General features: G+C 39.8%; 10 protein-coding genes. 7 read left to right on the top strand and 3 right to left on the bottom strand.

Features of this window, described 5'->3' with window-relative positions; all coding sequences use genetic code 11:
- Positions 1-97: 97 nt before the first annotated feature.
- Both HWV03_RS08765 and HWV03_RS08770 read left to right on the top strand, forming a co-directional pair.
- Positions 98-979 (top strand): LysR family transcriptional regulator, encoded by an 882-nt coding sequence (locus HWV03_RS08765; RefSeq protein ID WP_255547132.1) that lies wholly within the window; start codon positions 98-100, stop codon positions 977-979.
- A gap of 138 nt (positions 980-1,117) precedes the next feature.
- Positions 1,118-2,527 carry an alanine dehydrogenase gene (locus HWV03_RS08770; RefSeq protein WP_211679355.1) on the top strand — a complete coding sequence of 470 codons (1,410 nt, stop codon included), beginning with the start codon at positions 1,118-1,120 and terminating at the stop codon, positions 2,525-2,527.
- Between the two features lie 77 nt (positions 2,528-2,604).
- On the opposite strand, the gene HWV03_RS08775 is transcribed toward HWV03_RS08770, so the two are convergent.
- Entirely contained in the window at positions 2,605-4,449 is a 1,845-nt protein-coding gene (locus HWV03_RS08775; RefSeq protein ID WP_211679356.1) for a M3 family metallopeptidase, read from the bottom strand.
- Positions 4,450-4,773: 324 nt separating this feature from the next.
- On the opposite strand from HWV03_RS08775, the gene HWV03_RS08780 reads away from it, so the two are divergent.
- A complete protein-coding gene (locus HWV03_RS08780; protein ID WP_211679357.1) occupies positions 4,774-5,787 on the top strand; it encodes a hypothetical protein in 1,014 nt (337 codons plus the stop codon).
- Positions 5,788-5,841: 54 nt separating this feature from the next.
- Here the strand turns inward: HWV03_RS08780 and HWV03_RS08785 are convergent, their stop codons facing one another.
- Together HWV03_RS08785 and HWV03_RS08790 are read right to left on the bottom strand one after the other, a co-directional pair.
- Positions 5,842-6,447 (bottom strand): protein-L-isoaspartate O-methyltransferase family protein, encoded by a 606-nt coding sequence (locus tag HWV03_RS08785; RefSeq protein ID WP_211679358.1) that lies wholly within the window; start codon positions 6,445-6,447, stop codon positions 5,842-5,844.
- Positions 6,440-6,628, bottom strand: a complete 189-nt coding sequence (locus HWV03_RS08790; RefSeq protein WP_211679359.1) for a hypothetical protein — start codon at positions 6,626-6,628, stop codon at positions 6,440-6,442. Before HWV03_RS08790 ends, HWV03_RS08785 begins: the two co-directional genes overlap by 8 nt.
- Before the next feature lie 112 nt (positions 6,629-6,740).
- Between HWV03_RS08790 and HWV03_RS08795 the strand changes: the two genes are divergently transcribed.
- The 4 genes from HWV03_RS08795 to HWV03_RS08810 all read left to right on the top strand — a co-directional run bounded on the left by HWV03_RS08795 (position 6,741) and on the right by HWV03_RS08810 (position 12,406).
- Complete coding sequence (locus HWV03_RS08795) at positions 6,741-8,984, top strand: peptidase U32 family protein (protein WP_211679360.1); 2,244 nt, start codon at positions 6,741-6,743, stop codon at positions 8,982-8,984.
- A 390-nt stretch (positions 8,985-9,374) separates the two neighbouring features.
- Complete coding sequence (locus tag HWV03_RS08800) at positions 9,375-10,544, top strand: glycosyltransferase (RefSeq protein WP_211679361.1); 1,170 nt, start codon at positions 9,375-9,377, stop codon at positions 10,542-10,544.
- Complete coding sequence (locus HWV03_RS08805) at positions 10,534-11,547, top strand: glycosyltransferase (protein ID WP_211679362.1); 1,014 nt, start codon at positions 10,534-10,536, stop codon at positions 11,545-11,547. The genes HWV03_RS08800 and HWV03_RS08805 overlap by 11 nt, the downstream gene beginning before the upstream one ends.
- Positions 11,540-12,406, top strand: a complete 867-nt coding sequence (locus HWV03_RS08810) for a glycosyltransferase (protein WP_211679363.1) — start codon at positions 11,540-11,542, stop codon at positions 12,404-12,406. Before HWV03_RS08805 ends, HWV03_RS08810 begins: the two co-directional genes overlap by 8 nt.
- The last annotated feature ends 53 nt before the right edge of the window (positions 12,407-12,459 follow it).

The following is a 12,459-nucleotide window of genomic DNA, read 5'->3' on the forward strand; positions in this document are numbered from 1 at the left end:
TACTTTTCATTAGCACATAAAAATAACAAATAATTAAAGCGGAAACGGTAATCTTGATGTTCACTTCAGTAGCGGTATTACGAAAAGGTAGGTAGTGATGGACTGGATAATATGTGTGCGTACTTATATCAAAGTGGTAGAAGAAGGTAGCTTTAACGGTGCTGCTTATCGGCTTAATACCACGGGGTCTGCAATCAGCAAGCGTATAAACTGGTTAGAAGAGAAAGTGGGTGTGCAGTTACTTAAGCGAACTACGCGATCGCTTGATCAAACAGAAGCTGGTCAGTTATTTTACCAGCGGTCACGATTACAACTTGATCAGTGGATGTCGCTGGTGGACGAAGCGCGTTCGGTAAACCAAACGCCGACTGGGATATTAAAGATTGGCGCGACAACGGCGGTAGGCTCTAAATTTATCATCAAGTACTTAAATGACTTCTTACTGATGTATCCAAAAATAAAAATACAATTACTGACCACATCACCAGGGCAAATGCCCGAGACTTATGTCGATGTTTTTATTAGCCGTGATTTGGAACAGCTAAATTCGCATAATTATAAAGCCATTGAGCTGTTTAAAAATGACGCCCAATTTTTTGCCTCACCAGACTATCTCGAGGAATATGGTAAGCCTGAAACCATTGATGATCTTGAATCTCATAACATGCTCATTTGGGGCGAAAGGCCAATACGAGACGTGAAGCTATCGACTGGTAATCGCATTACTTTGCGGGGGAATTTTGCCACCACCAACCCTGAGGCTTTATTTTATGGCGCTAAGTGCGGTATGGGTATCTTACTCGCCAGTCAAAAGATGCTTGAAGATTTAATTGAGGTGGGTGAACTGGTCCGAGTATTACCTGATGTAACGGTCGATCACGGCGCTGTGTGTGCTTATTATCCAACCCTTGATTATGAACATACTCGTACGCAGTTATTTATCAAATACCTAAAAGAGCGAATACATCTAAAGGGGTAGTATTTCGGTTGTTCCTGCTGTGTTGCAGTGTTAAAAGTTGCATAAATATGTTTTTGTGGTTTTTTGATGTTGAGACTTTTGAGTCGTTAATTTTTCATGCTACTAATATTCCTTTGTTGTATTAGGGAATATACATTTATGTTAGATAATTCAGCACGTTATTCATCCATCGCACTGGCTAAAGAAATTGAGTCTCCTGAGAATCCAGAAGGGCTAGAGAAGCGCGTTGCTTTGATACCGAGTGATGTAGGTCTGCTTGTTCAAGCGGGTATTAAAGTTTATGTTGAGACTGGTGCTGGCGACGGTGTCGGTTTTAGTGATGAAGAATATTTAGCAAATAACGCGATAATGCAAACTGCGGAACAAATTTATGTGAATAAATCACTAATTATTAAATTTAAAGGCCCAGCTATCGCTTCTGTAGAGCAAATGAGTGAAGGCTGTACGTTGTTCTGCATGGCTCATTTTCATTCCTACCCAGGTCGCGCTGAATTACTGAAATGTAAACGTATTAACGTTATTGCGATGGAAGAAATACATGAGTCACCTAAGTATGAACCTGATCATAAGATCCTTGCTCGTGTAGCGATGAATTCCGCATTAACCCCTTTTATCAATGCGCAAAGTATCGGTGATTTACAAGTCAGAGTTATTGGTTGGAGTGAACGATTACGAGGAGGTATCAAGCGAGCTGGAAATCGTTCACCGCGTTCATTACGGGTCATTCAACCGACACTTTCATATGATGAACTCGATGCTGTTGGCCCTAATGCGCTGTATTTCTTTGACAGTCAGACTTTTAACGATCAACAAGACATATTGCTACAGCTACACAATGCGGGTACTCATCTTTTTGATGTGACTGAATTTGAACGTGAATATGGACAACAAGCAATGTCAGCTTACCGAGACAGCCATCCACCACTCGAATTTGGCTTACGTCGTATTCAGTGTTTGCACGAAACAGGTCAAGCGGGTGCCAGATATGGGTTGTCATTGTTAAAAGAATATAAACCGTCTGTGGATGTCGCTAATATAAAAGCGGTGATCCTTGGTTATGGTAATGTCGGGCAGGGTGCTTTAGATGAATTACATCAACAAGGTGTCAAACATATCCATGTATTAGGTCGCGCTCAAACAGCCAAAGATAATATAGGTTATTGGTTGCAGGGTGTTGATATCGTGATTAATGGTGCTGAGCAGTCACCTGAGCTTAGAGGCAAGAATTTCTTAATCAGCAACCAGCATGTGAAAGAATTAATACCTGACAATTCTGTTGTTATTGATTTAGTGGGGGGGAGTGCGACTAACCGTAGTCCGGTAGAACCTGTGGTTAGCTGTAGTTTCTTGACTCAGCCTTATTTTATTCAAGACGGTGTTTTGATCTCATCTTTATGGGGTTGGCCAATGATGGGCATGATGCGTGAAACAGCAGTTCGCTATTCAGGACAAATTACCGATGTATTGATTGGTCGTGAGAAATTGATTGATGGGCTTGATAAGTTAACGCCGGGTGTGAAACGCGCTTTGGTTTGTGGGCCATTTTAGTTATTTTCAAGATGCTAGGTTATGACTATCCGCCCTGTTTGAGGACGGATAGAATACTTAATTACCTCACGGTATAACTAACAGTCACTTCCGTAACGTTGCGTAATATAAGTTTCAAAGTTATCGCATAATTGACCATCAGAAATATGATTGTCAGCGATCGTCTCTGCACCATCAACAATACTGATTTTTGCGTTTAATGCTGCTGGTTGAACTCGAGTTCTTTTCTGAGCAGCTTCGATTTTTGCTTGTTCTTGTCGCCAAGCCTGCTCACTGGTTTTATTACAGGTTTCAGCAAGGTAAGTAGCAGAGAAACCTTCGCCAGTTAAGCTACGTAAGGTTGCATCGTGACTAATGCTGTTACCCGGCTTCCAGTAATGCTCAGCCAGTAACGGACCAATTGCTGGATTATCGGTTAGGTAGCCAAATTTCTCGATAAAGTAAGCACGAGTTTGATATACCGCCATATGCGCAAGTAGGTAACCTTGGTAAGAACAAGCGGCTTCTTGCGATAGCAAATGAGGAACAGCGAGTAATGGTCGTGGACTTGCTGCTAGGCCAAGAATACGTTGCTCAGTATCACGGGCTAGCGTTGTTATGTATTCAGGTGTTAACACGTCTTCATCAGCGCTATACACTGCCCATTCAAAATAAGGCACCACTAAGATACTGCGTTCTTGATAAGCTTTAAACGGTTGTGTTGCTGCAATCAATGCTTGGATAACCTCGTCTGGTACTACTTCACCATCAGCATTATAAGCATATTGCTTTAACCAGTCACCGTCGTTTAACAAGCTATCGCAGAACATAGATTGCGTTTCTGCATACGCCATTGATGTCGGTGCAAACTCTTGTGAGAAACACGGCGAGTTTAATTTAATATTGGCAAAATGAGCCGCATGGCCTCCTTCATGGAACAAGGTATTGATGCCATCATAACCGCTGCCGACTTGGTCAGGCTTCGCGTTACTGGTGAAATTGATTTTACCGGCTTGCCATTGATCTTCTGCATAAAACGACGGAATAGGACCGTGGCAGAAACCATTTTGATATTTACCAGGGCGGTCTAATAAATCGAGGGTCATGTCGGCTTGTGAATAATCGATATTTAGACGACCGAATGATTCAATCCAACGACGTAATGATTTTGAGAATGGCACGTAAGGGTCAAGTTGACGAGCCGCATCGCCAGCATACATAAAGCTAAAGTTATGGCCTTGAACCGCGCTGTCGCCTTTAGTATCTGCTAAATTTTGGATACTGCTTTGGTTTTGTTCACGTGTACGTAATTCAAAGTCATCTAAAATAGTGAACAGTTGCTCTGGAGTCATCTGCTCGGTTTTATTGACTTTGTAATCAAAGAAGTTACGGAAGCCTTGCTGACGAGCAAAGTCATTACGTTGTTTAACAAGGTCAATGTAGCCGTTATTTAGCACCCATTGTTCAAGGTCTAATAACGCTTGGTGTGCTGATTGTCGAACACTCTCATTATTACTGGTGCGAATATTCGCGGCTAGCACGGTTAAAGATGCTTGCTGCTTATCCCCGTTTTCATCATTGCAATACATTAGGTAATCTTGACGCTTGGAAAATAACGTCGATTCACTGCGAATGAGGGCGGCCATTTTATCTCTGCCTTCTGCGCTTTCAATTGCATTGGCATCAAAAAAGGCTAACCAACCTTTGAGTCCTTGTACCAGCTCATCATCATCGGTTAGCTGTAATAGTACGTCAAGGTTACTGCGTGTTGCTTGAATGTGACTTGGGTCTGAGATAAAAGCACTGAGTTTAGCTTCTGCAGCTGCAAAACCGTCATGGTCATCGCTGGTGCCCATGTAAGTTTGCCAAAATAGATCTTCTTTACGGCGGTGTAGTGCTAAATAATCATCATTGAGTTGATTAAAATAATCTTGTGGGTTCAAAACATCTCCTTGTAAAACAGCGTATCACGGTGATAGTGCGTGAAAGGCACTTAATGAATACATTCGCTGATTTCATGCCATAGTTATTATTTTCGAAAGAGGATACTCGTCAAAAATTAGATAAATTAAGTAGATAATACGCCTACATTCATATGCTGCGCTTTACCTTGCATCACACTTTAGCTAAATTGATTGCTGGAACTTGTATTTACTACTTGTTTTCTGGAATTATTTGATTCATTTCTTGTCTCGTATAAGCAAAGCCAATACACTTTAGTACTTTAATAAGTAATATATATCATTAATAACACTTTTAGGACCACTATGTATACAGATGAAGACCTTAATAATGCGGTAGATAAAGGCATTTTTACTGCGTCGTCCGTTGACGAGTTTCGACGTGACCAGTTGTTATCCAAGCGCGTGACAATTGCAGATGAAGAAAATATCCGTTTAATTGGTGGGTTTAACGATATTTTTATTGTTATTGCTTGTGCGTTGTTATTATTCTCATCACTGTGGGTGGTTAAATCGATAGATCCGCGTTTAGGTTTAGCTACTTTTGCCGCGTTATCGTGGGCGCTTGCGGAATTCTTTGTTCTGAAAAGAAAAATGGCCTTTCCTGCTATTATGTTATTACTCGCCTTTATTGGTGGTGTGTTTAAGTTATCAATAGAAGTATTTGCACCTCTGGGTGAGCAAGCAATGGTAGTTGCTACTGGCGCGTCTGTTATTGCCGCTTTTTGTCACTGGCGTCGCTTCAATGTGCCAATTACGATTGCAGCGGGTACTGCTGCAATGATCGGCTTTATCGTGTCTTCATTCATATCAACATTTACGACGGCTGAAACGATCAATGTATTAACGGATTGGATACTGGTTGTGATATTTACCTGTGGTATTTTAACTTTCTTGTTTGCTATGTATTGGGACTCTTCTGACCGTGAACGTGTTACTAACCGTACTGATACTGCATTCTGGTTACATTTATTATCAGCACCTTTGATTATTCACCCGATATTTTTAAGTGTTGGTATTTTGAATGGCGATGAAAGTATCAGTAGTATCGCGATTATTATTGCCTTGTACTTATTGATGTCACTGGTTTCTATTATTATCGACCGCCGTGCCTTTATGGTGTCATCACTGGTATATGTATTGTATGCATTATCAAGCTTAATGAGTATGTATGGCGACGTAGGTACTAATTTTGCTATTACTGGTGTTGCGATAGGGGCGGCATTATTACTGTTATCAGCATTATGGCATCCTGTTCGTGGCATGATCGTAACGGTATTGCCTAGCGCGGTAAAACAATTAGTACCTGATTCAAAGTAGCTTTTAGTTGCGTTCAGTTCAGTTTTATCGATGACGGTGAGCTAAGTTAATGGCTTAACTCACCGTGATTTCGTTATCGGTAATTAAGGGTACAAAAACATACCCAAAATGTTCGTGGCAATACTCAATCTCACCTTGTGCATCTTTTTGTAATTCAAAAATACTGTTGTTAACGGGGATAATAAGCTTACCGTTAGGCGCGAGTTGATCGATTAATTCGTCAGGGATCTTATCAGTCGCCGCTGCGCTAACTAAAATGCGGTCGAAAGGCGCATGTGTCGCGAGACCTAGTTTGTTTTGTGTGATGAAAACCTCAATATTGTGCCCGCCAAAACGCTGGCAATTTTTTTCACCAAACCGTTTTAGAGCTGGGATGCGTTCAACAGCAAATACAGACCCTGTCGGCCCTACTAAATTAGCCAGCAGCGCCGTACTCCAACCAGATCCTGAACCTACATCCAAAATGCGCTGACCCGTTTCTGGTGCTAACCATAACAGCATGTGTTTGACGGTCGTTGGTTGGCTGATAGTTTGCGCATGGCCAATAGAGAAGGGCGCATCATTGCCTGCCATATGCTGGTTATCGGCTGTCATAAAATAACGTCGTTTAACGGTACAAAAAGCTTGTTCTACACGTTTATCAATCGTTGTTTCATTCATTTTGGTATTGCCTATGTTCTATCATTTCTAGAATGTCTAATGAAATGCTGGTATGCGAATTACGTATCTCTCTTTCTAATTCTAGCTCAGCGTTTATGACGATTTCAGGTATTGATGAATAGTGCTCACCTTGCGCTATTTTTACTACATTATAGGCACTATTTAGCCCTGTAATGAGCATGTAGAAACCTTGATCTAGATCAATAACGGCTAATTCATAGCATTGACCTGCATATACAGGTAGAATGCCCCCTCAAAAAATTACAATAAAAGCAATAAGTGGGTTATTTCGCATGAGTAGAAAAATAGAATTATTGGCACCGGGTGGTGATGTAGAAGCGATTAAAGCGGCGATTGTAGCTGGTGCAAATGCTGTCTACTGTGGTTTGGATATGTTCAATGCCCGTAACCGTGCGTCCAATCTTTCATTTGATGAGCTAAATGGCGTATTACGACTTGCACACGAACACAGCTGTGAAGTCTTTTTAACCCTTAACGTCGTGATCTTAGAACACGAAGTTGTTAGCTTAGTGCGCCTGCTTAATAAACTGGTTAACAGTGGTATTGATGGCATCATTGTGCAAGACTTAGGTGTTTTCAATATTGTTAAAAAGCATTTTCCAACGTTAGATATTCATGCTTCTACTCAATTAACAACGCATAACGAAGGTCAGATCTTATTCTTACAGAAAATTGGTGCAACGCGCGTTAATTTATCTCGTGAGCTGAACCTTGGTGAAATTAAACAACTAACGACAGTTGCGCATGACCATGATGTACTCACTGAAGTATTCGTGCATGGTGCACTATGTATCGCGTTCTCTGGCCAATGTTACTCAAGCTCAGTAAGTGTGGGTAACTCAGGTAACCGTGGTCGCTGTAGTCAAGCATGTCGTGATGAATACGAAGTGACTGCAGAAGGTCATCGCTTCCCGCTTAACTTGAAAGATAACTCAGCATACTATGACTTACCTCAACTGGTCGATGCTGGTGTTGATTCATTAAAAGTAGAAGGGCGTATTAAAGGCGCACACTATGTTTATACGGTTGTAGATACATGGCGTAAACAGATCAATAATTTTGTTGAGTCTGGCAAGTTATTAGCTGACGATGGCAACCTGCATAAAGTGTTTAACCGTAGCTTCACTAACTCATTCTTGCAGGGCGATCTAAACAAGAGAATGTTTACTGATAACCCACGTGATAACAGTGTGAATTACGCGGTAGAAAAAAGCGATGCTATTTCTGTAGTACAAATCCATGATGTTAAGCAAGAACTTTATACTGATAAAAATGCGTTAGGTGCTGAGCTAGCAGAAAAGATTAAAGACCTAAGCATTGATAAGATTGCTTTAACGTTAGCTTTTTCTGCAAAAGAAAATAGCCCGTTAACGGTAAACATTATTGCTGGTAATACGTCGTTTGAAGTGAAAAGTGATTCTTTATTACGTATTGCAGATGAAATTTCAATCACACCAGAAACTGTTGAGAAACGTTTCCGTAGCTTCAATAATGCAACGTTTGATCTTGCGCCAATGAACTTTGACAACTTTGATGCAAATCTAACAGTACCGTTTAAAGAATTAACGGAACTGAAAAATCAAGCGGCGTTTTTATTGAATGGTTCGCGTGATGTGGTTAAACACGTTGATGTACCTGCATTACCTAAGCACCCTAAAATAGAACAAACACCTAAGCTATCACTGCTTATTGCGAACGTAAAAGATTTACACCTTGCTGATGTAACAGATGCTGATATCTACTTTAAGATCCCAGAGAGCTTGAAAAAGAACTGCCCTAAACATATTAAACTATTGCAAGAAAATCCACGCTTAATTCCTTGGTTCCCAGCGGTACTGATTGGTAAAGATTATCTAGAGTCAGTGAAGATCCTTGAAGAAGTGAAACCTAAGCGTATCGTGACGAACAACACTGGTATTGCTTATAAAGCATTTGAAATGGGTATTGAGTGGGTTGCTGGTCCGTTCTTAAACACAACCAACTCACACGCATTAATCACCCTAAAAGAAGAGTTAAACTGTGCTGGTGCGTTTATTTCTAACGAGATCAACCGTGGTCAAATTAGAAACATCACTCGTCCAAAGAACTTTAAAATGTTCTACAGTATTTACCATCCGATTCTGATGATGACAAGTCGTCAATGTTTCTTCCAACAAACGGTTGGCTGTAAGAAACCTGCGATTGAAGATGGTTGCATGCTGAAATGTGAAAAAGCGACAACAATTACCAATGTTAAAGGTATTTCGTTTGCGGTTGATAAACAAAAAGGCGGCTACCCAAGTATTTATAATGACGAGCAGTTCTTAAACTTTGATGCTGTAAATGACTTCTCTCATCTGTTTGATGAATTCTTTATTGATCTCACTAACATCGGTGCAGGCTCTAAAGAAGAGCAAGACAAAGTCGAGCTAATCAAACACTTTGAAGCGTTACTTGCAGGCGATGACGCGTCAAAAGTAGCGTTAAATAGCTTAGTACCTGTGGCAACTAATGCACAATATACTCAGGGTTTATAAAAAAGAGTACTCAGGGTTTATAAAAAAGAGTACTCAGGGTTTATAAAAAAGAGTACTCAGGGTTTATAAAAAACAGTACTCAGGGTTTATAAAAACAGTACTCAGGGTTTATAAAAACAGTACTCAGGGTTTATAAGAAACAGTACTCAGGGTTTATAAGCGTTAACGACAAAATATAAGCCCAACAGCTTGAATATTTAATCTAAGCCAAGTATTACTAATTGTATTAAAATACATGCTGTAAAACTTGGCTTTATTTTTATGTACTTAGTAATTTTCAATGTTCTATTACATTTAGAAAGTGGTCAATGTTAGAATTTAACGCCTATAATTCCTGTTTAATGGTGATTATCTGCTGATTTACGGCGGGTTCTGGTAGGTTGTTATGATATGAACATTTTACATATACACTCTGATTACCCCGATGGCCGCAATAATCAAAGCACGCCTGCTGTAAAATCACTATTAGACGCCACCTCTGGCATCTCCAATACCGTATTTGTTATTCATCGTACCCCATGGCCTTGGCAGGTTCGTGTTATTCCGCATAACCCTAAATTATACTCGGTTTATTATTGGGGGTTACCTTTTGGTTTAGCGCTGACTTTATCTTTATTTCTTGCTCGTAATCTTCTTTTTAATCTTATCAAAAAGAAGCAGGTCAAATACCAGCTTATTCATGGTCATAAATTGGCTATTGATGGCACGTTAGGTGCTGCAATCGCGAATCAGATCGGCATTCCGTATTTCCTATCCGTTAGAGGGGGAACGGATGTACGTATTTTACAACGTAAATCCTTTTTACGATCACGTTGGAAAAAGGTCTTAGAAGAGGCGGAACATATATTTTGGGTGAGTTCTTGGGCGAAAAATCCAATTAAAAAAATGCTGAAAAGTACGATTAATACATCGGCAGCTCAATCTAGTTTACTCCCTAATCCCTGTGAAATGAGTCAGCTAGCAGATATCAGTAAGAGGAATCGAGCTGCGTACTTTGTTACCGTGTTTCGTTTTGATCAATATGAACGAAAAGGAATAATGCCATTACTGGTGGCTATATCTAGACTTAGTGTTGTATATCCAGATATTAGGCTGGATATATATGGCTCAGGGTCTGAAAGCAAGATTAAAATAGTGCAGAGTAAAATCAACGCGTTGTCGTTAAGCGAGAAGGTTACGATTAAAGGCTGCATTGATAATAAGCTTCTGCAACAAAAATTAACAGAATATGCGGCATTTTTATTACCGAGTAAGAATGAGTCTTTTGGCATGGTGTTTGTTGAAGCGCTATTTTCTGGTTTACCTATTTTATATCACGCCAATACCGGTATTGATGGTTATTTGGATGACATTGATGTGGGCATTAAGGTTTGTAATCAAGATATAGATGAGTTAGAGAACAAAGTCGAAGAGTTGATCGTACGACATGAATTTTTTCAAAATCGTATTAAGTGTGCATTTGAAACACATGCATTCGACATTTTCGAGAAGAAAACGGTGGTTAATCATTATCAAAGTTTAGTTGATGGCCTTAATCTGGAGTATCGAAATGCCAAATAGAAAAGTGCTTGTCATTGCATCGGCAGGAGGACACCTTACTCAAGCATTATGCGCTTGTAGCCATGTTAAGGACATTGTATTAGTGACAACGATGTCACTCGGTAACGATGATAAAATTAAGAAAACTTATACTATGTGGTCAACACAAAAAAATGCGTTTATTCACTTTGTAAATATTTTTTATGCCGTGTATGTGCTTTTAAAAGAAAGACCGCGGATAGTATTTACGACGGGGGGGCCACTCGTTTTACCTTTTGCGCTAGTGTGTAAGTTCTTACCTTTAAAATTTGTATATTTAGATACGCTGTCTCGTGTTGTTGAACTCTCTAATACCGGTAAATTTATTCATAAATATAAGTTATACGATGAATTTATGTCGCAGTGGGAAGGGATAGCTAGAGAATATAACGTGGAATATGAAGGCAAAACATTTGATTTAGCAGGTAAATCAAACAAGGTCATCACACCATTACAGCCGCCTGAAAAACCATTGGTATTAGTGACGATGGGGACAAATACTTATCCTTTTCCACGCTTGATTAAGGCAATGGCCAAGCTTGATATTTACAAAGATCCTAATGTTCGCTGGTTTATTCAAACCGGTGGCTTTGAAGTTGAAGAAAAGCCCGCTAATGGCGAAATTGCAGCGATGATACCGAAGGATAAAATGGATGCCTTGGTAAAAGAGAGCAGTTTGGTGATTAGTCATTGCGGTGTTGGCAGTATCAATCACATGCTTACCTTTCAGAAGCAAGTGGTCTTTGTGCCGAGATTAGCGCGATTTGGCGAGTTTTCTGATGATCACCAATTACAAATTGCGAAAGAGTTATGCAACCCTAATATGAAAGTTGTTTATCCCGATGAATTATTACCTGAATACAGTGTGGCAGAGCTAATTTCAATACCAAGGTATGACAAGGCAATAGATATAACAAATCATACGTTTGCTTCTGTTATCGATAAAAAACTATTCGTTGAGCAAAGGGAAGATTCTTATGGCTAATAAAATATTAATTTCTGTTGTTATTGTTGATTTTTTTAAAGCTGAACGAGTTGTAGATAATGTCGAAAGGGTACTGATTCAGCAAGGTGATTTTGACATAGAAGTGATCGTTATTGATAACTCAATGGATAGCGGTAATCAAAAAATACTGTCGAAATATCAAGACACTGATAATGTAACCTTGATTTTTAATCAACGCAATAATGGTTATATCCGAGGTTCTAACCAAGGTGCTGATTTATGCCGTGGTGACTATTTGTTTTTTGTAAACCCGGATATTGAATGGAAATCGGTTACGACACTGGCTGATATTATTGCTATATACCAACGTGATAAAGGTATCGGCATTGTGGGTACTCGACAACTTAATGATGATGGTTCGACCCCTGACACGGTACGGCGTTTTCCTAATTTAATCGCACAGGTGGTACGCAGAACCTCACTTAGAAATTGGCCAATCCTGAAAGGGATCGCTGAGTATTACGAATATGCTGAATTTGACTATTTTAAACCAGCTAATGTGGATTGGATACAGGGATCTTTCATGGCGATCAGTCGTGAAGTTTGGGAACGAATAGGTGGTTTTGACAATCGTTATTTCATCTTTATGGCAGATCCTGATATCTGTTATAAGTGTTGGGAACTTGGGTATAAAGTACATTATGAAAGTGACATCGTCGTCGGTGCTGATGGACTACGTTGCAGTGCTGGTGGCATTTATGATGTATTCAGTAATCGCGTATTACGTTTTCATATTCGAGACGCCTGTATTTATAATTTACAGTATTTATTGAAGCCAAGAATACCTACCGCGCGAAAGTTACAGCGTCAAGGGTCTTCAAGCATTAATTATGAGTAGCATCAATATGAAGATATTAGTGACTGGCGGTGCTGAATCTTATCTTGATCGTT

This window comes from Moritella sp. 36 (genome assembly GCF_018219415.1).
Taxonomy (GTDB): Bacteria; Pseudomonadota; Gammaproteobacteria; order Enterobacterales; family Moritellaceae; genus Moritella.